This window comes from Nonomuraea sp. NPDC050451, from assembly GCF_044458585.1.
In genome coordinates this window covers 1-22882 of sequence record NZ_JBITHZ010000004.1, presented here as the reverse complement: position 1 = coordinate 22882, position 22882 = coordinate 1, and the positions used below count along the sequence as shown (strand labels likewise).

The 22882-nt window shown below is 70.5% G+C and carries 20 protein-coding genes; 11 read left to right on the top strand and 9 right to left on the bottom strand.

The window, feature by feature from the left end:
* Nucleotides 1-83 precede the first annotated feature (83 nt).
* Entirely contained in the window at nt 84-1511 is a 1428-nt protein-coding gene (locus ACIBI9_RS15100) for an aldehyde dehydrogenase family protein (protein WP_397222625.1), read from the bottom strand.
* Between the two features lie 294 nt (nt 1512-1805).
* Here ACIBI9_RS15100 and ACIBI9_RS15095 point away from each other — a divergent pair, with 294 nt between their 5' ends.
* Nucleotides 1806-2432: a TetR/AcrR family transcriptional regulator gene (locus ACIBI9_RS15095; RefSeq protein WP_397222624.1), complete on the top strand. Its 627-nt coding sequence runs from the start codon at nt 1806-1808 to the stop codon at nt 2430-2432.
* Between the two features lie 4 nt (nt 2433-2436).
* On the opposite strand, the gene ACIBI9_RS15090 is transcribed toward ACIBI9_RS15095, so the two are convergent.
* Entirely contained in the window at nt 2437-4035 is a 1599-nt protein-coding gene (locus ACIBI9_RS15090) for a PucR family transcriptional regulator (protein ID WP_397222623.1), read from the bottom strand.
* Nucleotides 4036-4192: 157 nt separating this feature from the next.
* Between ACIBI9_RS15090 and gabT the strand changes: the two genes are divergently transcribed.
* Nucleotides 4193-5521 carry a 4-aminobutyrate--2-oxoglutarate transaminase gene (gene gabT / locus ACIBI9_RS15085; protein ID WP_397222622.1) on the top strand — a complete coding sequence of 443 codons (1329 nt, stop codon included), beginning with the start codon at nt 4193-4195 and terminating at the stop codon, nt 5519-5521.
* A 209-nt stretch (nt 5522-5730) separates the two neighbouring features.
* A complete protein-coding gene (locus ACIBI9_RS15080) occupies nt 5731-5931 on the top strand; it encodes a hypothetical protein (RefSeq protein ID WP_350724384.1) in 201 nt (66 codons plus the stop codon).
* A 123-nt stretch (nt 5932-6054) separates the two neighbouring features.
* On the opposite strand, the gene ACIBI9_RS15075 is transcribed toward ACIBI9_RS15080, so the two are convergent.
* From ACIBI9_RS15075 to ACIBI9_RS15065, 3 genes are all read right to left on the bottom strand, one after another.
* Nucleotides 6055-7173 carry an extracellular solute-binding protein gene (locus ACIBI9_RS15075; RefSeq protein WP_397222621.1) on the bottom strand — a complete coding sequence of 373 codons (1119 nt, stop codon included), beginning with the start codon at nt 7171-7173 and terminating at the stop codon, nt 6055-6057.
* An 86-nt stretch (nt 7174-7259) separates the two neighbouring features.
* Nucleotides 7260-8765, bottom strand: coding sequence for a CoA-acylating methylmalonate-semialdehyde dehydrogenase (locus ACIBI9_RS15070; protein WP_397222620.1), 1506 nt, complete (start codon nt 8763-8765; stop codon nt 7260-7262).
* Nucleotides 8762-10042 carry an aspartate aminotransferase family protein gene (locus ACIBI9_RS15065; RefSeq protein ID WP_397222619.1) on the bottom strand — a complete coding sequence of 427 codons (1281 nt, stop codon included), beginning with the start codon at nt 10040-10042 and terminating at the stop codon, nt 8762-8764. The genes ACIBI9_RS15070 and ACIBI9_RS15065 overlap by 4 nt, the downstream gene beginning before the upstream one ends.
* A 259-nt stretch (nt 10043-10301) precedes the next feature.
* Here ACIBI9_RS15065 and ACIBI9_RS15060 point away from each other — a divergent pair, with 259 nt between their 5' ends.
* Nucleotides 10302-11000: an alternative oxidase gene (locus ACIBI9_RS15060; RefSeq protein WP_397222618.1), complete on the top strand. Its 699-nt coding sequence runs from the start codon at nt 10302-10304 to the stop codon at nt 10998-11000.
* Here ACIBI9_RS15060 and ACIBI9_RS15055 read toward each other — a convergent pair.
* Nucleotides 10997-12382 (bottom strand): MFS transporter, encoded by a 1386-nt coding sequence (locus tag ACIBI9_RS15055; RefSeq protein WP_397222617.1) that lies wholly within the window; start codon nt 12380-12382, stop codon nt 10997-10999. The genes ACIBI9_RS15060 and ACIBI9_RS15055 overlap by 4 nt on opposite strands.
* A gap of 112 nt (nt 12383-12494) precedes the next feature.
* Between ACIBI9_RS15055 and ACIBI9_RS15050 the strand changes: the two genes are divergently transcribed.
* The 4 genes from ACIBI9_RS15050 (at nt 12495) to ACIBI9_RS15035 (ending at nt 17684) form a co-directional block, all read left to right on the top strand.
* Nucleotides 12495-13196, top strand: a complete 702-nt coding sequence (locus ACIBI9_RS15050; RefSeq protein ID WP_397222616.1) for a TetR/AcrR family transcriptional regulator — start codon at nt 12495-12497, stop codon at nt 13194-13196.
* Between the two features lie 84 nt (nt 13197-13280).
* Nucleotides 13281-14909: an AMP-binding protein gene (locus ACIBI9_RS15045; protein WP_397222615.1), complete on the top strand. Its 1629-nt coding sequence runs from the start codon at nt 13281-13283 to the stop codon at nt 14907-14909.
* Nucleotides 14910-14966: 57 nt separating this feature from the next.
* Nucleotides 14967-16586, top strand: coding sequence for a PucR family transcriptional regulator (locus ACIBI9_RS15040; protein WP_397222614.1), 1620 nt, complete (start codon nt 14967-14969; stop codon nt 16584-16586).
* Nucleotides 16587-16613: 27 nt separating this feature from the next.
* Nucleotides 16614-17684: a methyltransferase gene (locus ACIBI9_RS15035; protein WP_397222613.1), complete on the top strand. Its 1071-nt coding sequence runs from the start codon at nt 16614-16616 to the stop codon at nt 17682-17684.
* Here the strand turns inward: ACIBI9_RS15035 and trpS are convergent.
* On the bottom strand, nt 17644-18606 hold the full coding sequence (gene trpS / locus ACIBI9_RS15030; protein ID WP_397222612.1) for a tryptophan--tRNA ligase: 963 nt from the start codon (nt 18604-18606) through the stop codon (nt 17644-17646). The two genes, ACIBI9_RS15035 and trpS, sit on opposite strands and share 41 nt — an antisense overlap.
* A 258-nt stretch (nt 18607-18864) precedes the next feature.
* Between trpS and ACIBI9_RS15025 the strand changes: the two genes are divergently transcribed.
* Nucleotides 18865-20334, top strand: a complete 1470-nt coding sequence (locus ACIBI9_RS15025; protein WP_397222611.1) for a phosphodiester glycosidase family protein — start codon at nt 18865-18867, stop codon at nt 20332-20334.
* A 49-nt stretch (nt 20335-20383) separates the two neighbouring features.
* On the opposite strand, the gene ACIBI9_RS15020 is transcribed toward ACIBI9_RS15025, so the two are convergent.
* Entirely contained in the window at nt 20384-20959 is a 576-nt protein-coding gene (locus tag ACIBI9_RS15020) for a dihydrofolate reductase family protein (RefSeq protein ID WP_397222610.1), read from the bottom strand.
* An 84-nt stretch (nt 20960-21043) separates the two neighbouring features.
* Here ACIBI9_RS15020 and ACIBI9_RS15015 point away from each other — a divergent pair, with 84 nt between their 5' ends.
* A complete protein-coding gene (locus ACIBI9_RS15015) occupies nt 21044-21541 on the top strand; it encodes a winged helix-turn-helix transcriptional regulator (protein WP_397222609.1) in 498 nt (165 codons plus the stop codon).
* 58 nt (nt 21542-21599) lie between these two features.
* On the opposite strand, the gene ACIBI9_RS15010 is transcribed toward ACIBI9_RS15015, so the two are convergent.
* Entirely contained in the window at nt 21600-22058 is a 459-nt protein-coding gene (locus tag ACIBI9_RS15010; RefSeq protein ID WP_397222608.1) for an Lrp/AsnC family transcriptional regulator, read from the bottom strand.
* 97 nt (nt 22059-22155) lie between these two features.
* Here ACIBI9_RS15010 and ACIBI9_RS15005 point away from each other — a divergent pair, with 97 nt between their 5' ends.
* A complete protein-coding gene (locus ACIBI9_RS15005) occupies nt 22156-22782 on the top strand; it encodes a LysE family translocator (RefSeq protein WP_397222607.1) in 627 nt (208 codons plus the stop codon).
* Nucleotides 22783-22882 lie beyond the last annotated feature (100 nt).

Genomic DNA, 22882 nt, shown 5'->3' with positions numbered 1-22882 from the left:
CTGGAGTGGCGTGGCGCCCCGCCCCCGCGGCCGTCCCCTGCACCCGAGTGGAGCGGCTCGCGGGTTGCGAAGGGGGCAGAGGGCTAGAGCGTCAGGCCCGTCAGCACCATGACCTTCTCGTACGTGAGGTCCTCCATCGCCGAGTGGAGGCCCTCGCGTCCGATCCCCGAGTCCTTCACCCCGCCATAAGGCATCTGGTCGGCCCGGTACGAGGGGACGTCGCCGATGATCACGCCGCCCACCTCCAGCTCCCGGTTCGCCCGGAAGGCGGAGTCCAGGGAGCGGGTGAACACCCCGGCCTGCAGGCCGTACTTGGAGTCGTTGACCATCGCGTACGCCTCGTCGATCGAGGCGGCGGGCTGGAGGATCATGACGGGGCCGAAGACCTCCTCGCACGCCACCTTGGCGTCGTGCGGGACGTCGGCGAGCACGGTCGGGGCGATCGTGGCGCCCTCGCGGGTGCCGCCGGCCAGGACGCGGGCGCCCGCGGCGACGGCTTCCTTGACCCACTGCTCCACGCGCTCCGCGGCGGCCTCCGAGACCAGCGGGCCCACCTGGGTCTTCTCGTCCGCCGGGTCGCCGGTGACGAGGCCGGAGACGGCCGGGAGGAGGCGCTCGACGAAGACGTCGTACACGGGCTGCTCGACGATGACCCGCTGCACGGCGATGCAGCTCTGGCCGGCCTGGTAGTTGGAGAAGAGGGCGATGCGCTGCGCGGCCCAGTCGAGGTCGGCGTCGGAGAGCACGACGGCGGCGGCGTTGCCGCCCAGTTCGAGCGTCACGTGCTTGCGCGGGACCTGGTCGGCGATGGCGTACCCGACGGGCGCGGAGCCCGTGAACGACACCACGGGGAGACGGGGATCCTGGACGAGCGCCGAGGCGCGCTCGTTCTCGATCGGCAGCACCGAGAACATCCCCGCGGGCAGGTCCGTCTCCGCCAGGATCTCGCCGAGCAGGAGCGAGGAGAGCGGCGTGGCGGGGGCGGGCTTGACGATGACGGGGGCGCCGACGGCGATGGCGGGGGCGACCTTGTGGGCGACCAGGTTCAGGGGGAAGTTGAACGGGGTGATCGCCAGGACGGGCCCGTACGGGACGCGCGAGACATACGCCAGCCGCCCGGCCGCGGCGGGCTCGGTGTCGAGCCGCTGCACGCCGCCGGACCAGCGGCGGGCCTCCTCGGCGGCGAAGCGGAACGTGGCGACGGCGCGGTTGACCTCGCCGCGCGCCCAGAAGATCGGCTTGCCGTTCTCGGCCGTGATCAGGTGGGCGATCTCGTCGGCCCGCTCGGCGAGCCGGCGCGACACGTGGGCCAGCGCCTCGGCCCGCACGTGCACGGGCAGCGCGGCGGCCTCCCGCGCCACCGCGTGCGCGGCCGCGATGGCCTCTTCGACCTGGGCATCGGTCGGTACGGAGTGCCGCCCGACCACGCGCCCGTCATGGGGGTTGATCACAGTGAGCTCGGAGTCCCCGGTCGCGGCGCGGCCGGCCAGCCAGAAGGTACGCACGTCCATACACATGACGTTATGCCAAGCGGGAGATGGGGATTTACACCATGGTGCACAAGACTCCCACCAGGGCTCACCGTTAAGTACAAGCCCCCTGGTATACCCATGATGTAACAGAAGTAGACCCAATTCGGGATGTTTACCATGCGGAGTGGTTTGAGCGATCTCCGCCATGGCTAAGTCATCGGTGCGGGTCTCCAGCGCGGCGGGCCCCCGATCTGAGAAAGGCGTGGGCCCCGTGACCGAACAGCGTGAGGTCACAAGGACGCATAGCTGCTCCTTGGTCGCAAAGGAGGCCTCATGACTTCGGCGCCGCTGGGGCTGCAGGGCGCCTACCTCCTGGGTGAGCGCGCCACCCACGACGAACTTCGCTCCCGCCTCCTCGACGTGGCGGTGAACCTCCTCGAGAGCGACGGGCCCGACAGCCTGACCATGCGCCGCATCGCGGCCGAGGCGGGATGCACGACGACCGTCATCTACACGATGTTCGGCAACAGGGAGGGGCTGGCTGAGGCGCTCTACCTGGAGGGGTTCGAGCGGTTTCGACGCTTTCTGGAGGCGGTGCCGACGCGGCGCAACCCGTTCGAGCACCTGAGCTCGCTCGGGCCCGCGTACCGCCAGGCGTGCCTGTCGGAGCCCGGCTACTACAGCCTGATGTTCGAGCGGGCGATCCCCGGTTTCGAACCCAGCGAGCGTGCCAGGACCCTGGCCCGCGCCGCCCTGAACATCCTCGACCGGGTGATCGCCGACTGCATCTCGGCCGGCTACCTGGTCCCGACCCAGCCCCGCAAGATCGCGGACGCGCTGTGGGCGGCGGCCCAGGGGGCCATCAGTTTGGAACGCGCCGGTCACCTGCGCGACGGGCGCACGTACGAGGCCGTGACGACGGCGACCATCTGCTGCTACCTGGTGGAGAAGCAGGACTAGCGCGCTATCGGCGGGTGGCTTCGAGCGCGAGCCACAGCTCGGCGCGCACGCCCGGGTCGTCGAGGTCGCGTCCGAGCAGCTCGGTGACGCGTTTCATGCGGTAGCGCAGGGTGTGGCGGTGCACGCCGAGCCGCTGCGCCGCCGCGTCCCAGTGGCCGTTGCTGTCGAGGTACGCGCGCAGCGACTCGACCAGGTCGGCCCGGGACCCGTACGCGGTGAGCGGGGCCAGCAGCGCGGCGGCGAACGCCTGGGCGGCGGCCCGGTCGAGCAGCCCGAGCAGCCCCTGCCCGGCCAGCTCCCCGAACTTCACCACCCGGCCCTTCCCTGTCCCACCGTTCCCGGCCGCCGCCGCCAGGGCGCGCCTCGCCTGGTCCAGCGCGCCGTTCAGGCCCTCGGGGGCGTAACCGCACGGCAGGCTCACGCCCACGGGCGCGTCCGTCTCCAGCGCCACCTTCTCCGCCACGGTGTCGGGCACGAGGGCGACGGCCAGCGGCCGCTCCGCCAAGGAGGCGGCGCCCCCGTCGGTGAACAGCGCCGCGAACGCGAGCGGCTCCAGCGCCTCCAGCGCGTCGGCGTCCGCCGCCAGCACCGCCAGCGGCTCCTCCGGGAGCCGCCCGCCGAGCGGCCCCAGCACTGCCCGCGCCTGCTCCCGCGCACCCGAGAGCAGCAGCTCCAGTACGGCGGAGCGGGCCCGCCGCGCGGCCTCGAGCTGGGTCCTGCTCTGTTCCAGCGCCAGGGTGAGCAGGGATCCAGCGGCGTTGATCACCGTGTGGGTGACGGGCGAGAAGGGCTGCCCGGCCCCGACGGCGAAGAAGCCGCGCGGCCGCGCACCGCCGCCGCCCAGCGGCTGCACCACGATGTGCTCCCCCGGCCCCGACAACGCCAGGCTCGCGGGCAGCACCCCACCCCCGCCGCGGACCCCACCACGCACGCCATCGCCACCGCGCTCACCGCCACGCACGCCACCGCCACCGCCACCGGCGCCCCTCTCCTCGGCAGGGCTCGGCTCCGTGGGGCCGCCGGGCTCCAGAAGGCGGGGCTCCGAGGGGCGGGTGGTGCGGAGGCGGGAGAGCTCGGAGACGACGGCGTCCGTGTCGGCGCCGCGCGTGGCGTGGCGCACTTCGCCCGCCTCGTCGAGCAGCGCGGCCCACCCCCCGACCTCCTTGGCGAGCCGGTCGATCACCGCGTGCATGCCCTCCGGCCGCAGCGCCGCCCGCGTCAGGCGGCCCTGGGCGGCGAAGGCGCGGCTGATCTCGTCGTACTGCTCGGCCGCCAGCAGCTCGCTGACCCCCTTGCCGATCGCGATGAACGGGGTCTCACGCGGCACCTCGAACAGCGGCAGCCCCGCTTCCTCGGCGGCGCTCACCAGCGCGGGGGGCACCTCCTCGTGCGAGACGCCGACCCCGAAGCCCAGCCCGGCGACGCCGCGGGCCACGAGGCGGGCGACATACTGGGACTGGTCGCCTTCCATCCGCATGCCCGTGGTGAGGAGGAGTTCCCCACCCTCCAGGTACGGCGTCGGGTCCGCGAGCTCGCTGACCGCCACCCAGCGCACCGCGGCGTCCAGCACGCCGCGGGCCCCATGGCCGGGAATTCCGGCCACCGGCCGGAGCCTCATGCGGCGTACGACGGTCCGGAGCGTAGGCGGCATACGAAATTTGTCCATTCCGGCAAATTTGGCCATTCCGTCGAAGACAACACCTTCAGTGTGACATATCGACGTATCGGCGCAGGTGGGAGCCCGCCGTAGCGTCGAATCCATGAGCATTCCCCAGGAGCGGCGCGTCGTGACCGCGATCCCAGGCCCCAAGTCGCAGGAGTTGCTGGCCCGCAAGCAGGCCGCCGTCCCGCCCGGCATCGGCACCACGCTGCCGGTCTTCGTCACCCGCGCCGGCGGCGGCGTGGTGCAGGACGCCGACGGGAACTCGCTGATCGACTTCGGCTCCGGCATCGCCGTGACCAACGTGGGCAATGCCGCCCCCAAGGTCGTCGAACGCGTCCAGAAGCAGGTCGCCGACTTCACCCACACCTGTTTCATGGTCACCCCGTACGAGTCGTACGTCCGGGTGTGCGAGAAGCTCAACGAGCTGACCCCGGGCGAGCACGAGAAGCGCACGTTCCTGGTGAACTCGGGCGCCGAGGCCGTGGAGAACGCGGTCAAGATCGCCAGGCACGCCACCGGCAGGCAGGCCGTCGTCGTGTTCGACCACGGCTACCACGGCCGCACGCTGCTCACGATGACGCTGACGGCCAAGAACATGCCGTACAAGCACGGCTTCGGCCCGTTCGCGCCCGAGGTGTACCGGGTGCCGCTGGCGTACCCGTACCGCTGGCCCTCCGGCCCCGAGAACTGCGCCGAGGAGGCCGCGGAGCAGGCCATCGACATGATCACCAAGCAGATCGGCCCGGGCAACGTGGCCGCCGTGGTGATCGAGCCGATCGCGGGCGAGGGCGGGTTCATCGTGCCGGCCAGGGGCTTCCTGCCGCGCATCGCGGAGTTCTGCAAGGCCAACGGCATCGTGTTCGTGGCCGACGAGGTGCAGACCGGCTTCGCCAGGACGGGCAACCTGTTCGCGTGCGAGGACGAGGGCGTCGTGCCCGACATCATCACCACGGCCAAGGGCATCGCGGGCGGCCTGCCGCTGGCCGCCGTGACCGGGCGCGCGGAGATCCTGGACAAGGTGCACGTCGGCGGCCTCGGCGGCACGTACGGCGGCAACCCCCTGGCCTGCGAGGCCGCGCTCGGCGTGCTGGAGACCATCGAGGAGGAGGACCTCGTCGCGAAGGCCCGCCGGATCGGCGAGATCATGATCCCCCGCCTCAAGGCTCTCCAGGAGCGCTTCGACGTGATCGGCGACGTCCGCGGCCGGGGCGCGATGATCGCGATCGAGCTGGTCGAGCCGGGCACCAAGGAGCCGAACCCCACCGCCGTCCAGGAGATCGTCAAGCGCTGCCACGCCGAGGGCCTGCTGGTCCTGACCGCGGGCACGTACGGAAACGTCCTGCGCTTCCTGCCCCCGCTCGTCATCCCCGAGCACCTGCTCGAGGAGGGCCTCGGCATCCTGGAGAAGGCGATCGCCGAACTCTAGAAGAAACCCCACCAATCGGGCATCCGGCTTGCGGCTGGATGCCCGATTTTGTGGTGTAAGTGGCGTCGCTCGGGTAGAGAATTCACCCTGACTTGACGCTCAGCAGGACACTCACGGCCACGGTCAGGGTTATAACGGTTCCGGTATACGGATGGGCGATGACTGCAGGAAGCATGATGAGCTGGAGTCCGACCAGAACGGCGCGGAGTATGTTGACGTTCGACCCTGAAGGCCTGACCTGGGCCCAGCGCGAGGGCGACGCCTGCGTCGTCTGTCACAAGAGATGGCCGCGACCCCGCGTGCGCGTGGGGCGCCTGCCCGACGACTCGTCGGTCCTGGCCTGCGGCGACTGCGCCGAGGCGCTCCTGCCCACACCCAAGTCGACGGTGGTGGCCTTCCCGTCCCGCTGAGCGAGCACGCTTGACGAGACGCCCCGGGACGGGGGGGAAGGCCCGGGGCGTCCCTGGCAGGCCACGCCCAGGGGGGAACGGGCGCGCCCGCGGCACTGTCACAGGGGGATCGGCTGCTCGCCCTCATTTGGCGAGCTTCTGCCACCTATCCAGCCAAGTGAGATAATCAGTGCATTCCCCATCTTCCGCCCGGCAACCCCCGGGAGGCCGTACGGCGAAGTCGACCCGGTCGAGCTTCTTGCCTCTCCCGTACAGGTCGCACATCGGCTCGGCCCGCCCCTTGCAGGCCTTGGCGTTGGCCGGGGCCAGCCCCACCCACGCGGCGGCGTCGCGCTGCGCGTTGGCCGCGGTCACCCAGTTGAGCCACCGGTAGGCGCAGGTGGTGTCGGGGACGTTCGCGCCGAGCATCCAGGAGTCCACCCACCCGGTCGTCTTGGGCGTCTGGAGCGTCTTGACCGGCTTTCCGGCCTTCTGCAGGAGCAGGCGGTAGTACGGGGTGGCCTGGGCGTAGTCGAGTGACCCGGTCGCGAACCCCTGCACCAGGTCTACCGGACTCCGCCAGTACGTGCGCGCCTTGCTCTGCTCGAGCAGCGCCACCGCGCGGTCGAGCTGGTCCTGGCTCAGCTCGTACGGGTCCTTCGCCGAGCCGTCGGCCAGCGCGGCGTCGGCGATCGTCAGCGGGCTGTCCCTGAGCGCCACCCGGTCGGAGGCGAACGCCTGCTTGAGATCGCCCTTGACCTTGGTCGAGTCGTAGATGAACTCGTGATAGCCCCACAGGTACGGCACCCCGTACACCTTGCCGGACACGGTGGACATGTCGCGGAAGCGCTTGTCGATGTCGTCGTAGCCGCTCACCTTGGCCGGGTCGACGGCCTGCACCAGATTGGCGTCGATCAGCTTGGCGGCCAGCACGGGCCCGGCGGAGATGATGTCGTACGGCCGCTGGGCGGACAGATCCTCCATCTCCTTCGCGCTCTGCACGGTGTCGAGCTTGGCGATCCGGCAGCCGGTCTCCTTCTCGAACGTGCCCACCCAGTTGACCTTGGGGCTGGTGCCGCCGTACTCGGCGTAACCGCGGTAGGTGAGGATCTGGAGCGTGCCGTCGCTCTGCGTCGCGCTCGGAGTGGGAGTGGGGCTCGAGGTCGGAGTACGCGTGGGGGTGGGGGTCGGGCGGGCCGCGCCCATGCCTGCGATCAGCGCCGACGCGGCGAGCGCCAGGGCATAAGCACGACGACGACTCACGATGTCCCCCCTTGTCCGTGTGCTGGAGCTTACCGGGGAGTGGGGCGGGAGGGACGCTCGTCCCGCCCGCCCCGGGCGTCGCGCGCCTATTTGTTCGTGGGGAAGCCGAGGTTCACGCCGCCGTGCGAGGGGTCGAGCCAGCGCGAGGTGACGACCTTGCCGCGGGTGTAGAAGTGCACGCCCTCGGTGCCGTGCACGTGCGTGTCGCCGAAGAGCGAGGACTTCCAGCCGCCGAAGCTGTAGAAGGCCATCGGCACCGGGATGGGCACGTTGATGCCGACCATGCCGACCTCGACCTCGTTCTGGAAGCGCCTGGCCGCGCCGCCGTCGTTGGTGAAGATCGCGGTGCCGTTGCCGTACAGGCCCTCGTTGATGATCTCCAGGCCCTCCTCGTACGAGGACACCCGCACGATCGACAGGACCGGCCCGAAGATCTCGTCCGTGTGCGTCTGCGAGCCCGGCGGGACGTGGTCGAGCACGGTCGGGCCGAGCCAGAAGCCGGGCGTCTCCGCGGCCTTGCCGCCGCCGAGCACGGCCGTCTCGCGGCCGTCCACGACCAGCTTCGCGCCCTCCTCGACGCCGAGGTCGAGGTAGGAGGCGACCTTGTCGCGGTGCACCTCGGTGACGAGCGGCCCCATCTGGGACTTCGGGTCGTCGCCGGGGCCGATCACCAGCTTGTCCACCCGCTCGACGATCTTCTGGACGAGCTCGTCGCCGATCGGGTCCACGGCCAGCACGACGGAGATCGCCATGCACCGCTCCCCCGCCGAGCCGAACCCCGCCGACACCGCCGAGTCCGCCACCAGGTCGAGGTCGGCGTCGGGGAGCACGAGCATGTGGTTCTTGGCGCCGCCGAGGGCCTGCACGCGCTTGCCGTGCGCGGTGCCGGTCTCGTAGACGTACCTGGCGATCGGGGTGGAGCCGACGAACGACACGGCGCGTACGTCGGGGTGCTCCAGCAGCCGGTCCACGGCGACCTTGTCGCCCTGCACGACGTTGAAGACGCCGTCGGGGAGCCCGGCCTCCTTCCAGAGCCGCGCCATGAGCAGCGACGCCGACGGGTCCTTCTCCGACGGCTTGAGCACGAAGGCGTTCCCGCACGCGATCGCGACCGGGAACATCCACATCGGCACCATGGCCGGGAAGTTGAACGGCGTGATGCCGGCCACGACGCCCAGCGGCTGGCGGATCGAGTAGGAGTCGACCCTGGTCGAGACGCCCTCGGAGAAGCCGCCCTTGAGCAGGTGGGGGATCCCGCAGGCGAACTCCACGACCTCCAGGCCGCGGGCCACCTCGCCGAGCGCGTCGGAGTGGACCTTGCCGTGCTCGGCCGAGATCAGCGCGGCCAGCTCGTCGCGGTGCGCGTACATGAGCTCGCGGAAGCGGAACAGCACCTGCGCCCGCTTGACCAGCGACGCGTCCCGCCACGCGGGGAAGGCCGCGACGGCGGCGGCCACGGCCGCGTCCACGTCGGCCACGGAGGCCAGCGCCACGTGGCCGCTGACCTCGCCGGTCGCCGGGTTGAAGAGCTCGGCGGCGCGGGAGTCCCCGTCCGCGAGCGCTCCGTTGATCCAGTGGTTGACGGACTTCACTGAGCTGCTGCCTCTGCGTTGATGGTTTCCAGAGCGGTCACGATGATGCCGAGACCCTCGACGGCCTCCTCCACCGTGAGGGTCAGGGGCGGGGCCATGCGGATGGCGGTCCCGTACAGGCCGCCCTTGCCCGCCAGCAGGCCCGCCTTCTTGGTCTCCTCCATAAAACGGGCGGCCTGGGCGGGGCTCTCCAGCTCGACGGCGAACATCAGGCCCTTGCCTCGCACGCTCTTGACCACGGGCAGGCGCTTGGCGGCCTCCTTGAGGCCGCCGATGATGATCTCGCCCGTACGCGCGGCGTTGGCCTGCAGGTCGTGGTCGAGCACGTAGTCGAGGGTGGCGTTGGCGGCGGCCATGGAGATCGGGTTGCCGCCGAACGTGGCCAGGCCCACGGCGTGCGGGGCGTCCATCAGGTCGCCGCGCGCCACGATGCCGCCGACGGCGAATCCGTTGCCCAGCCCCTTGGCGAAGGTCATCATGTCGGGGGTCACGCCGTGGTTGCCGATGCCGAAGAACGAGCTGCCCGTACGGCCCCAGCCGGTCTGCACCTCGTCGGAGATGAACAGGATGCCCTGCTCGTCCAGAACCTCCTTGTACGCGGCGAACAGCCCGTCGGGGGCCATCGTGAACCCGCCCACGCCCTGGATCGGCTCGGCGATCAGCGCCGCCACGTCGTTGGAGACCGCGGTGGCCAGCACGTGGCGCAGGTCGTCCACGCACGCCTGGATGTACTCCGCGTCCGACATGCCCTTGAACTGCGCGAGATGCCGGTCGGCGCCGTGCAGGAAGGTCACGTTGAGCGGGGAGAGCGAGTTGTTCTTCCAGGAGCGGTTGGAGGTGACGCCGATCGTGCCGAAGCTGCGCCCGTGGTAGCTCTGCCGCATGGCGAGCACCTGGTCGGTCCTGCGGGCGTACGTGGCCAGGAGCAGGGCGGTCTCGTTGGCCTCGGTGCCGGAGTTGGTGAAGAAGACCTTGGCGTCGGGGATGCCGGAGATCCGCGCGATCTTCTCGGCCAGCTCGATCTGGCCGCGCAGCAGGTAGACGGTGCTGGTGTGCACCACGCCGGTGGCGATCTGACGCTCGACGGCCTCGCGCACCTCGGGCACGTCGTACCCGATCATGTTGGTCAGGATTCCGGCGAAGAAGTCCAGGTAGCTCTTGCCGTCGGCGTCGATGACACGGTTGCCCTTGCCGCTGACGATCTCGATGGGGTCGTTGTAGTTGAGGGCCAGCCAGTTCGGCATGACTGCCCGATGGCGCGCGAGTAGCTCCGACATGTTACCGAGTATCCCTTTTCTTCCTCCCAGCCCCCCACTGCAACCTGTCGGAGGAGCCCAAAATCCACTTACACCCTGCAAACTACCCGGACTCCCCAGAGGAGACGCCCCTTAGGGGATGTCCCGTCCGCCTGGCGATGTACGCGGGGCGCGGCCGCTACGCCGCAGGAGGCACGGCGAATGACCACTGGCGGGCGACGACCGGGGCCGTGCCGGTCGGCCACCATCGGATCATCCCGAAAGCGAAGGAGAGATCGAGATGACCATCACCGTCGACCACCGCCCCGAAGCGCCCGCCGGCCCGCCCAAGCTCGACCGCGACCAGCTCCGCCGGGCCCAGCAGGACACGCTGGACACCCCGCGCATGAAGTACAGCCTGCTGGCCAAGATGATGTTCAAGCCCGTCGACATCATGTACGGCCAGCAGGGCTCGTACACGAAGTTCGCCATGCTGGAAATCATCGCCCGCGTGCCGTACCAGGCGTGGGAGCGGATGGGCTACTGGGCCGTGCACCGCCATCGGGGCCGCTCGGCGCTGGCCAGACGGGTCTTCGAGCGGATCGTGGAGGCCCGCGCCGACCAGGACAACGAGCAGTGGCACCTGCTGATCCTGCAGGACCTGGTGCAGCGCACCGGGCAGCGGCAGACCTGGCTGCTGCACCGGGCCGCGCCCTGGCTGATCGCGTTCTTCTACTACCACGTGTCCTGGGTGCTGTTCCTGGTCAGGCCGGACTGGAGCTACCGGCTGAACGCGGAGTTCGAGGACCACGCCGAGCACGAGTACATGACGTTCGTGGCCGAGAACCCGGAGCTGGACTTCGTGCCCGACCCCGGCACGTACGCCGCCGAGTACGGCCGCTACCGCTCGGTGGCCGACCTGCTCCGGCAGATCGGCCACGACGAGCGCACCCACAAGCTCGACAGTCTGAAGAGCATGCAGGAGCCCCGTGTCCGTTAGACCTTCACTGGTTCCGGGGCTGCCGCGGCCGGGCGCAGCACGGCCATCGCGAGCAGCGCGGCGGCCACGCAGAACGCGGCCCCGACCCACGAGCCCAGGTGCATGGCCGACGTGAACGCCTGGTTGCCGGCCTCGGCGAAGCCCGACAGATGCGCGCCGCCGATCGACTCCCTGGCGGCGGCGGGCAGGTCGGCCGGCATCTGCGAGGTGTACTGCCCGGCCAGCACGCTGCCCAGGATCGCGATGCTCATCGCCATGCCGACCTGCTGGACGGTGTCGTTGAGCGCCGACCCGACGCCGGCGTGCTCCATGGGGATGGCGCTCATCAGCGAGGAGTACGCGGACGGCCCGGCCAGCCCGCCGCCGACGCCCATGATCACCAGCCCCGTGAGGAGCGGGAGATATCCGGTGGTCGTGGCCATGACGACGAACCCGCAGGCCATCACCAGCAGGCCGGCCCCGATCAGCACCCGGTTGCTGGCCTTCTTGCCCAGGCCGGCGCCCACGCCGTTGAAGATCGCGGCGGCCACGCCGTACGGGAGCATGGCCAGACCGGCCTGCATCTCCTCGTAGCCCAGCACGAACTGCAGGTACTGGGTCAGCATGAGCATCACGGCACCGGCGCCGAAGGCCATGAGCAGGATCGAGAACGACGCCCCGCTGAAGTTGCGGTTGGCGAACAGGTGCAGGGGCAGCATCGGCTGCGCCTGCTTGCGCTCCCAGACCACGAAGCCGCCGAGGGCCAGGACCGCGATCGCGATGCCGATCACGTTCCACTCGCGCTCGATGATGACGTACACGGCCGCCGTCAGGCCGACGGTCGACAGCACCACGCCCACCGGGTCGATCTTCCGCCCGCTGCTGCGGCTCTCGGGCATGAGCACGAGGGCGGCCACGATGGCGATCGCCGCGATGGGGATGTTCACCAGGAAGACCGAGCCCCACCAGTAGTGCTGCAGCATGAGGCCGCCCAGGGTGGGGCCCGACACCATGCCGACCAGGGCCACCGCGCTCCAGGAGGCCATCGCCTTGCGCCGCTCCGTCTCGTCGAAGACGGTCATCAGGATCGACAGCGTCGAGGGCATGACCAGCGATCCGCCGATGCCCATCAGCGCGCGGGCGGCGATGAGCTGCCAGGGCTCGGTGACGAGCACGGCCAGCAGCGACGCGCCGCCGAAGAACGCCAGGCCGACGATCAGGAACAGGCGGCGGCCGTACTTGTCGGACAGGCTGCCCGAGGTGAGCAGCAGACCGGCGTAGGCCAGCACGTACGCGTCGATGATCCATTGGATGTCCGACGGCGTCGCGCCCATTTCCTCGTTCAGCGAGGGGATGGCGAGGTTGAGAACGGTGTTGTCGACGACAAGCACCAAAAGCGCCAAGCAGAGTACGACGAGAATCCACCAGCGGCGGGGGTCTCGTACAGTGTTCGAGTCCACTCGCACAGCGTACGACAACTCTCGTACAGTGTGCGAGTGGATTTATCCTTGGAGGATGACCGGCAAGCAATTCGCCTCCGTCTGGCTTCGCGAGCCGCGCAAGACCGCGAGCCCGGGGCGCAGCCGTGACGAGATCGTCAGGGCCGCGATCGAGATCCTCGACGCGGAGGGCCTCGACGGGCTCAGCATGCGCAAGCTGGGCGCCAAGCTGAGCGCGGGCGCCACCAGCATCTACTGGTACGTCGCCCACAAGGACGAGCTCCTGGAGCTGGTCTACGACCACGTGTGGGGCGAGATGAGCATGCCCGAGCCGGAGGACGCCGGCTGGCGCGACGCGGCCTCGGTCCTGGCCTACAGCATGCGCGCCGTGATCCTGCGCCACCCGTGGTCGGCCGACCTCCTCGGCCGCATGCCCGCGCTCGGCCCCAACGCCATCCAGGTCGCCGACCGGATGCGCCGGATGTTCAAGCAGGCCGGATTCGAGGGGATGGACGTCGACTACGCCGGCAGCACGCTCACCGCCTACACCTACGGCATGACCATCCCCGAGGTCGCCTGGAACTCCGCCATGGGCGAGCACGAGTACGACCCCGCCGAGATGAAGGAGATGGTCGCCAGGGCGGTCAAGGACTATCCCGAGATGCTGGAGCGCATGGACATGACCGCCTACGACGATCCGCGGACTCTCCGCCAGGTGGCCTTCGACTTCGGGCTGGTGTCGGTGCTCGACGGCCTTGAGCGGCGGCTGGCGACGTAGCAGGATCGCCGTATGAGCGAGCGAAGCGAGCGACCAGTCGAACACAGCCGATTTATCGCTCATGCGGCCGACGAAGGCGGCCGCATGAGCGATTTTCGTGCCGCCCGCGACCTCCTCCTCCACGCCGACGCCGCCACCGCCCGCCGTGACTTCCGCTGGCCGGAGCTCGAGGAGTTCAACTGGGCGCTCGACTGGTTCGACGGGATGCTGGCCACCGAGACGCCCGACGCCGTCGCTCTCAAGATCGTGGGGGCGAGCAGCGCCCGCTACACGTTCGCCGAGCTGTCCGCCCGCTCCAACCAGGTCGCCAACTGGCTGCACCGGCAGGGCGTGCGCCGGGGCGACCGGATCCTGCTCATGCTGGGCAACCAGGCCGAGCTGTGGGAGTCGCTGCTGGCCGCGATGAAGCTGGGCGCGGTCATCATCCCGGCCACGACGCTGCTGACGGCCAAGGACATCTCGGAGCGCGTCGTCAGGGGCGGCGTGGCCCACGTGATCGCCAACGCCGCCGACGCGGGCAAGTTCGGGGGCGGCGAATACACGAAGATCGCCGTGGGCGACGCCTACAACTGGCTGCCGTACCACGAGGCGTACGAGGAGGACTCGCTCTTCGTCCCCGACGCGCCGACGCGGGCGAGCGACACGCTGCTGCTCTACTTCACCTCCGGCACGACCTCGCAGCCGAAGCTGGTCGAGCACACGCACGCGTCCTATCCGGCCGGACACCTGTCGACGATGTTCTGGATCGGGCTGAAGCCGGGCGACGTGCACCTCAACGTGTCCTCGCCCGGATGGGCCAAGCACGCCTGGAGCAACGTCTTCGCCCCCTGGAACGCGGGCGCCACCGTGCTGATCCACGACTACCAGCGCTTCTCCGCGCCCGCGCTGCTGGAGGTGCTGCGGGACGAGCGGGTCACCACGTTCTGCGCGCCGCCGACCGTGTGGCGGATGCTCATCCAGGAGGACCTCGCGGCGTGCAAGCTGCCGCTGCGCACGGCCGTGGCCGCCGGCGAACCGCTCAACCCGGAGATCATCGACCAGGTCGCCAAGGCGTGGGGCATCACGATCAGGGACGGCTACGGCCAGACCGAGACCACCGCGCAGATCGGGAACGCGCCGGACGAGCCGGTCAAGCCCGGATCGATGGGGCGTCCGCTGCCCGGCTACGACGTCGTGCTGATCGACCCCGTCAGCGGCAGGCCCGGGGACGACGGCGAGATCTGCCTGCCGCTGGACGCCCGCCGCCCCGTAGGCCTCATGTCCGGATATGTCGGTGGATCGAGTGATGCGATGCGGGGCGGTTTCTACCACACCGGCGACGTCGCCACCCGCGACGAGGACGGCTACATCACCTACGTCGGCAGGACCGACGACGTCTTCAAGGCCTCCGACTACCGCATCTCGCCGTTCGAGCTGGAGAGCGTGCTGCTGGAGCACGCCGCCGTGGCCGAGGCCGCCGTGGTGCCCGCCCCCGATCCGGTACGCCTGGCCGTACCGAAGGCCTATGTGACGCTCGCGCCCGGGTTCGAGCCGGACGAGGCGACCGCGCGCTCGATCTTCGAGCACTGCCGCCGAGAACTGGCCCCCTACAAGCGGGTGCGGCGGCTGGAATTCGCCGAGCTGCCCAAGACGATCTCGGGCAAGATTCGCCGGGTCGAGCTACGGGTGCGCGAACCTCGGCAGGAATACCGGGAGGAGGACCTCGGCTCGTGACAAAGCGTAAATGGGAGCATGGCCGTTCTTACAGAACGATCGGCTAGGCTCTGCCCCGTGTTGCCCACCATCGCCGATGTCCTCGCCCTGGAGACCGTACGCCGGGGCAGCCCGCGCGTGGTCGCGGGCGCCGACCGGCTCGACACCAGGGTCCGGTGGGTGCACGTCGGCGAGATCGCCGACCTCGCCCACCTGCTGCGCGGCGGGGAGCTGGTGCTCACCACGGGCGTGGCGCTGCCCGAAGACCCGGAGAAGCTCGCCGACTACATCGGCGACCTCGCCTCCGTGGGAGCCTCGGGGCTGATCGTCGAACTGGGCCGCAGGTTCGTCAAGGAGCTGCCGCCCGCCGTGGTCAAGAGGGCCGAGGAGCACGGGTTGCCGCTCATCGTGCTGGCCCGCGAGACGCCGTTCGTGCAGATCACCGAGTCCGTGCACGCGCGGATCATCGACATCCAGTTGGAAGAGCTGCGGGCCTCCGAGCAGCTGCACGAGGTCTTCACCGAGCTGTCGGTCGAGGGCGCCTCGCCCGCCGAGGTGCTGGCGCAGGTGGCCAGGCTGTCCAACCGGCCCGTGCTGCTGGAGAACCTCGCCCACCAGGTGCTGGCCTGCGAGTCCGCCGGGCGCGACGCGGGCGCGCTGCTGGCCGGCTGGGAGACCAGGTCCAGGGCCGTGGCCCCGGCCGAGCGGACCGCGTACGACCCGGCCTCCGGATGGGTGGTCACCACGGTGGGCGCGCGCGGGCAGGACTGGGGCCGGCTGATCCTGATCTGCGACTCGGCGCCGACGCCGCGCGACATGGTGCTCGCCGAGCGCGCCGCCACCACGCTCGCCCTCGGCCGCCTGCTCGAACGCCACCAGGAGTCCCTCGAACGCCAGGCGCACGGCACGATCATCACCGGCATCCTGACCCACGCCTACGCCGACCCCGACGAGGCCGCCGCCCGCGCCAGGGCCGTCGGCGTACCGCTCACGGGACGCAAGCTGATCAGCGTGGTCATCAGGCCCACCGAGCCGGCCGACCAGGCGCTCGACGGCCAGGCCCAGCTCGGAGAACTCGCCGAGGCCACCGCCGCCGCCTGCCGCGACGCCCGCCTGCCCGCCCTTGTCGGGGCCCTCGACCAGGAGCGCGTCGGGGTCCTGCTGCCTCTTCCGCCCCGCACCCAGGCCGAGCCCGCGCTGACCGCGCTCGCCGAGCGGCTGCGCGTGCTGTGGCGTCCGGGCGGGCTCGCGTTCGTGCTGGCGGCGGGCTCGGTCGTGGAGTCCATCAGGGACGTACGGCGCAGCTTCCTGGAGGCCGAGCAGGTGGCCGACGTGGCCGTCCGCCAGCCGGACGGGCGCGCCTTCTACCGGCTGCCCGACCTGCGCCTGCGGGGGCTGCTGCACCTGCTGCGCGACGACGCCCGACTGCAGACGTTCGCGGAGCGGGAGCTCGGGCCGCTGCTGGCGCACGACGCCCAGCGGGGCGGCGACCTGACCCGGATCCTGCGCATCTACCTCGACGCCGGCCGCAACAAAGCGGTCGCCGCGCAGAAGGCCCACCTGTCCAGGCCCGCCTTCTACGACCGCCTGCGCCGCCTCGAACGCGTCCTCGACACCGACCTGGACGACGTCGAGTCCTGCATGTCGCTCCACGTCGCGCTCCTGGCCCTGGAGTCCTTCCGCCGCGAACCCCGCTGACCGCCCCGGGCGCCTAGCGTCGCATTCGTGCCCCTCTTCTACAACGCCCTGGAGGCCGCGGCGCACCGGCTGTCGATCGTGCCTCCGATGCTCGACTACTTCGGCGTCCTCGGCCTGCACGCGCTCGTCGCGGCGGCCAGGACGGGGGTCTTCGACGCCCTGCGCGAACGCCCGTCCACCGGCGCCGAGCTCGCCGCCCGGCTCGACCTGGACGCCCGCTCCTCCGACATGCTGTTACGCTCCCTGGCCGGGCTCGGCTACCTGCGGGTCCGCGGCGGCCGCTACCGCCTGACCCGGGCCTCGCGGCTGTGGTTCACGACGGACTCGCCGCAGTCCCTGGTGGCGGGGCTGGAGTTCTGGGAACGTACGGCGTGCGTGATCTGGCCCCGGCTGGAGACGGCGGTCCGTGACGGGGCGCCCGCCACGCCCTTCTACGAGCTGCTGGAGAGCGATCCCGAGCTGTCCCGGTCGTTCCAGGCGTGGACCGCGGCGCTGGCCGGGCGGCAGGCTCCGGCGATGGCCAGGGCCGTCCCGGTGCCGCGCGGCGCCCGGCGGGTGCTGGACGTGGGCGGCGGCCACGGCCGCTTCAGCCTGGAGCTGCTGCGGCGGCACCCCCGGCTCCACGCCACTGTGCTGGACCTGCCGCAGGCGCTCAGGGCCACCGCCGCCCATCCCCGGCTGAGCGTGCGTGCCGGGTCGTTCCTGGACGGCGACCTGGGCGAGGGGTACGACATCGCGCTGATGTTCAACGTCGTGCACGGGCTGGACGACGCGCAGGCGGCCGCCCTCCTGGGGCGGGTGGCGGCGGCCCTCAACCCGGGCGGGACGGTCGTGGTGGGCGACCAGTTCGGGGACAGCGTCATGCCCGGCCGGGCCAGCCGCGCCCTGCTGCACCTGCTGGACCTGAACTACCTGGTCACGGCCGGCGGCAGGGTGCGAGGCTTCCGGGAGGTGTCGGAGCTGCTGCGGGCGGCGGGCTTCCGCGCGCCCCGGCACCGCCGCCCCCTCCGCTCCGTCCCCACCGAGCTGGTCCTGGCCTCGCTCCCCGAATCCCCTGTCAGAAGCCCATCGCCGCCCGCACCTCGTCCAGCGTCATGATCGCCCGCTCTCTGGCCGCCTCGTTCCCCGCGGCCAGGATCTGCCGCACCTCCTCCTCGGTGTGCTCGGCGCGGCGCCTCCTGATCGGCCGAAGGAACTCGTTGACCGCCTCGGTGGCCAGCCTCTTGAGCGCCGACGCGCCCCCGTCCCCGATCTCCTCGGCGACGTCCTGCGGCGAGCGGCCGAGGCAGAGGCCGGCCAGGGTGAGGAGGTTCGCCACCTCGGGCCGGCGCGTCTCGTCGAAGGTGATCAGCCGGTCGGAGTCCGTGCGGGCCTTGCGGATGAGGGCGGCCGTCTCGTCCTCGGTGGCCGACAGGGCGATCGCGTTGCCGCGGCTCTTGCTCATCTTGCCGCCGTCGAGCCCCTGCAGCAGCGGCCGTTCGCCCATCATGGCCTCGGGCTCCGGGAACACCTCGCCGTACCGCTCGTTGAAGCGGCGCGCGACCAGCCGCGTCACCTCCACGTGCGGAAGCTGGTCCTTGCCCACGGGCACCAGCGTGCCCTTGCAGAACAGGATGTCGGCCGCCTGGTGCACCGGATAGGTGAACATCAGGCCGCTGACCGCCCGCTGCGAGCTGTGCGCGATCTCGTCCTTGACCGTGGGGTTGCGGTGCAGCTCGGAGACCGACACCAGGCTCAAGAAAGGCAGCAGCAGCTGGTTCAGCTCAGGGATGGCGCTGTGCTGGAAGATCGTCACCTTGGCCGGGTCGATGCCCACCGCCAGATAGTCGAGCAGCAGCTCGGTGATGTTGCGTTGGATCGCACCCGGCAGATCGCGATCGGTGATCACCTGATAGTCGGCGATCAGCACGTACATGGGGAATTTGTCCTGCAATGTGACGCGGTTGGCCAGCGAGCCGAAGTAATGGCCGAGGTGCAGCGAGCCGGTCGGGCGGTCACCCGTGAGGACGACGTCGTTCATTTCGGTCTCTCTCTTTCAGGTCATGCCGTCTCGGAGAGGACCGCACGCTTGGAGGGCCGTCTCGGAGACGGCCCGCGCATGGGGAAATCAGCGGCCGTCTGTCGGCCGCCACCACATGCTGATGCGTGTCATAGGCGAAGTGTATCCGTTTGCGGTGTCAATCTCGTAACCTCTTTTACCGTTTAGCGTGTTCGCCTGCCCCGGCGACCATGATCTCGCCAGTATGGTGCGGTCCCTTTTCCGCCCTCTGGAGAATTCATGTCTCGACGCACCCTCGCCGGCGGCCTGGCCATAGCCGCCGCGCTCACTCTCACCACCCTGCCCGCTGCCGCGGAGCAGGCGTCGGTGCGGTTCCCGTCGGCCAAGTTCCCGCTGGGCAGCAGGCCCGTGCCGACCAAGACGATGACCGCCGTCGCGCAGGGCATCGACCTGTACGACGTGAAGGCCGGTTCGGCGACCGACGGCTACACGGTGACCGTGCTGATGCCGAGCGGCCGCGACTACGGAATGCAGACGACCGCCGAGGCCAAGGCCGCCGAGGTGGAGGCCGCCGGGGAGACCCCGAGCGTGCAGAAGGTGGTACGGCCGAGCGTCGCCGACGCCCCCTCCCAGACCGTGTACATGGTCCGGGTGGGCCTCTGGTCCCTCGACGACAAGAAGAAGGCCGAGGAGACCGCCAAGAAGCTCAAGGAAGCAGGGCTGAAGGTCAAGGTCGACTACCTCGGCGACGACGGGCTCAAGACCACCGGTCCCTGGGACGTCAAGGTCGTGATGATCGACGCCGGGGCGTTCGGCGGCTCGTTCGCGGCCTCGCTCGGCACCAGCGTGGCCAAGCGGGAGACCGTCTCGTCCATGGCCAAGGCCCAGAACGCGGTGGTCGGCGTCAACGGCGGCTTCTTCAACATCCACACCGACAAGGCGCTGCGCGGCGAGCCCGTCGGCGCGTCCGTGGTCAAGGGCAGGCTGCTCAGCGAGGCCGTCCCCGGCCGCTCGGCCGTCGTCCTCAAGGGCCGTACGGCCAAGGTCACCGAGCTGAAGACCACCGTCACCGCCGCCTCCCAGGACGGCCAGAAGACCGAGGTCAACGGCGTCAACCGGGCCGTCACGACGGACGAGCTGGTGCTCTACACCGAGGAGTGGGGCGCCAAGACGCCCACCGGCGGGACCGACGCCGTCCTCGACGCCAACGGCAAGGTCGTCGGCGTGCGCGAGTCGGGCGCCGCGGTGGCCGCCGGGACGCGGGTGCTGCACGGCAACGGCCTGGCCGCCGACTGGCTCAACGAGCACGCCTTCCAGGACTGGACGGTCAAGGTCGACACCAAGGTCGTGGACCTGCGTACCCGCAAGGCCCTCCCGCTGACCCCGGACCTCAACGTGATCGCGGGCGGCGTCGGCCTTGTGCGGAACGGCAAGGTGAAGATCACCGCCAAGCAGGACGGCCACGACTCCGTCAACATGATCCTGCGCCGCCACCCGCGCACCCTCCTCGGCACCACGAGGAACGGCAGCCTCATCATCGCCACCATCGACGGCCGCAACCCGGGAGTGACCGTGGGGGCGAACTTCCACGAGGCGGCCCAGTTCATGCGGTGGCTCGGGGCCACGCAGGCCATCAACCTGGACGGGGGCGGCTCGACGGCCATGGTGGTCGGCAACAAGCTGATCAACCGGCCCTCGGACGGCGTGGAGCGCGGCGTCGGCGACGCCCTCCTGGTCCTGCCCAAGTAATCCCGAACCGCAGCCGTGCCACCGGCCCTGGGGCACGGCTGCGCCCCGCCTATTCGGGGAGCTTCGCCGCCGTGGCGGGCCGGTAACGCACGTTCAGGACCGACACGGGGTCGCCTTCGCCGATCCGGTGGAGGCGGATCGGCTCGCCGCCGGGGTTGTCGTACAGCCGGATACCCTCACCCAGCAGGACCGGCGCGATGTGCAGGTCGATCTCGTCGATCAGTCCCAGTTCGAGCAGCTGGCGGCCGATGGTCGGCGAGAACACCTCGAGGTTCTTGCCGCCGGCCGCCTCCAGCCCGATCCGCACCGCCTCCGCCGGGTCGCAGCTCAGGAACGTGACCCCGTCGGTGGGTGTCGCGTCCTCGGGGTGGTGGGTGAGCACGAAGAGCGGCCCTTTCCAGGCGCCGCCGTAGATGCCGCCGGGATCCGGGTACTGATCCCAGCCGTCTCGACCCCCCAGCACGGCGCCCGTGGTCTCGACGTACTCGTCGACCAGGCCCGGCCGGAACGAGGCCCCGACCATCCAGTCCATCTCGTGGTTCGGCCCCGCCACGAACCCGTCCAGCGACATCGTGAAGTGCCAGAGCACCTTTCCGCCCGCGGTCTGCGGCTCGGTGTCGCTCATCCGTTGCCTCCTGCATCTGCTTGCGATTTGCAATCGGTAGGCTCACGCTAGGCCACCCGGTGGTAGATTGCAACCGGTTCGGAGGTGAGGTACGAGTTGGCGGAGTCGGCGCGTTCGGGTTGCCCGATCAATGCCGCGGTCGAGGCGTTCGGTGACAGCTGGAGCCTGCTCGTGCTGCGGGACGTGATGTTCGGGAGCCGGCGCTACTTCAGGGAGCTGCTCGCCGGCTCCGAGGAGGGGATCGCCTCCAACATCCTGGCCGACCGGCTGAAGCGCCTGGTGAACGCGGGCCTGCTGACCCGCGAGGACGCGGGGCCGGGACGGCGGGCCGCCTACAGCCTGACCGAGGCGTCGATCCAGCTGGTGCCGATCTTCGCGCAGCTCGGCGAGTGGGGTCTGCGCCACCGCCCGACCACGAAGCGGCTGCGGGTGCGAGCGGAGCTGCTCGCGGCCGGCGGGCCGGAGCTGTGGAACGAGTTCATGGCCGAGCTGCGGACCATCCACCTCGGCGCCCCGCCCCCGGAACGGGACGGCCCGAGCGTCATGGAACGCCTGGCCAAGGCCTACACCGACGCGCTCTGACCCCTTAAGCCGAGCCGGACGCGACGCCATGGCCGCTCGGCCGTGCGAGCGTCGGGCCTCAAGCGTCCACCGGCAGCCCCGTGTCCGATTTCACGGCCTTCATCGCGAGGTGCGACGTCACCTGCGCCACCCCCGGCAGCCCGGAGAGGGTCTCGGAGTAGAACCGCTCGTACGCCGCCAGATCCGCCACCGCCACCCGCAGCAGGAAGTCCGGATCGCCGAACAGCCGATGCGCCTCCACCACCTCTGGCATCCCCGCCACCAGCCGCTCGAACTCCGCCACCGTGTCGTGATCCTCATACCTCATCACCACGGTGACGAACGCCTGGAACCCCCGTCCCACCGCGTCCCCGTCGACCAGCGCCCGGTAGCCGCGGATGACGCCGGACTCCTCCAACTGCCGCACCCGGCGCAGGCACGGCGACGGCGTGAGCCCGACCCGGTCGGCCAGCTCAGTGTTGCTCAGCCGCCCGTCCCGCTGCAGCTCCTGGAGGATCCTGCGGTCAATCCTGTCCACAACGCAATATCCTGCCACCCCGCCGCGTGGAGCAGCACAAATAGGCCATCGCATGCCACCCCTCCTTTACTACCGTCCCAGTAAGGAGGTGGTTTTCATGGATACCCGGCTGCTGGTGCTCTTCCTGGGCATGGACCTGCTGCTGATCTTCACGCCGGGCCCCGACATGCTCTACGTCATGGCCCGCTCGCTCGGCCAGGGCCGCCGCACCGGCCTCACGGCGGTGGCGGGGATCTGCTCGGGCTACACCGTGCACACGGTCCTGGCCGCCGCCGGGCTCGCCGCCGCACTTCGCGCGGTCCCCGCCGCACTGCCCGCGATGCGGTACGCCGGCGCCGCGTACCTCGTCTTCCTGGCGATCAAGACCCTGGCGTCACTCAGGAACCCCGCCACTCCCGTCCCGGGCGCGACCCCGCAGCCCGCGGGCAGGGTGTTGCGGCAGAGCATGCTCACGGCTCTGCTCAACCCGAAGGGCGTGCTGCTCTACCTGTCCCTGATGCCTCAGTTCATCTCCACGGAGACGGGCGTCCCCCTGGGTTTCCAGCTCGCCGTACTCGGCCTGCTCCACGTCGCGAACTGCGCCGTCCTGTACGGCCTGATCGCCCTGGCGACGGCACGGGCCAGCCACGCCCTGACGCGGACCCCGAAGGCTGCCCGCCGGATCTCGGCCGTCTCCGGCACGATGCTCCTGGTGGTCGCGGCCGCCACGCTCGGCACTCATTGAGCACAAAAAAAAAGGGGGTCCGACGCCCAAGGCGTCGAACCCCCTCCAAAGATTGTCCGGCGGCGACCTACTCTCCCACACCCTCCCGAGTGCAGTACCA

Coding starts and splice junctions, on each gene's coding strand:
- ACIBI9_RS15025 (WP_397222611.1), top strand. CDS start 18,865: ATGTCTCGACGCACCCTCGCCGGCGGCCTGGCCATAGCCGCCGCGCTC.
- ACIBI9_RS15050 (WP_397222616.1), top strand. CDS start 12,495: ATGACCGGCAAGCAATTCGCCTCCGTCTGGCTTCGCGAGCCGCGCAAG.
- ACIBI9_RS15080 (WP_350724384.1), top strand. CDS start 5,731: ATGTTGACGTTCGACCCTGAAGGCCTGACCTGGGCCCAGCGCGAGGGC.
- ACIBI9_RS15005 (WP_397222607.1), top strand. CDS start 22,156: ATGGATACCCGGCTGCTGGTGCTCTTCCTGGGCATGGACCTGCTGCTG.
- ACIBI9_RS15045 (WP_397222615.1), top strand. CDS start 13,281: ATGAGCGATTTTCGTGCCGCCCGCGACCTCCTCCTCCACGCCGACGCC.
- ACIBI9_RS15020 (WP_397222610.1), bottom strand. CDS start 20,959: ATGAGCGACACCGAGCCGCAGACCGCGGGCGGAAAGGTGCTCTGGCAC.
- ACIBI9_RS15095 (WP_397222624.1), top strand. CDS start 1,806: ATGACTTCGGCGCCGCTGGGGCTGCAGGGCGCCTACCTCCTGGGTGAG.
- ACIBI9_RS15065 (WP_397222619.1), bottom strand. CDS start 10,042: ATGTCGGAGCTACTCGCGCGCCATCGGGCAGTCATGCCGAACTGGCTG.
- ACIBI9_RS15060 (WP_397222618.1), top strand. CDS start 10,302: ATGACCATCACCGTCGACCACCGCCCCGAAGCGCCCGCCGGCCCGCCC.
- gabT (WP_397222622.1), top strand. CDS start 4,193: ATGAGCATTCCCCAGGAGCGGCGCGTCGTGACCGCGATCCCAGGCCCC.
- ACIBI9_RS15100 (WP_397222625.1), bottom strand. CDS start 1,511: ATGGACGTGCGTACCTTCTGGCTGGCCGGCCGCGCCGCGACCGGGGAC.
- trpS (WP_397222612.1), bottom strand. CDS start 18,606: ATGAACGACGTCGTCCTCACGGGTGACCGCCCGACCGGCTCGCTGCAC.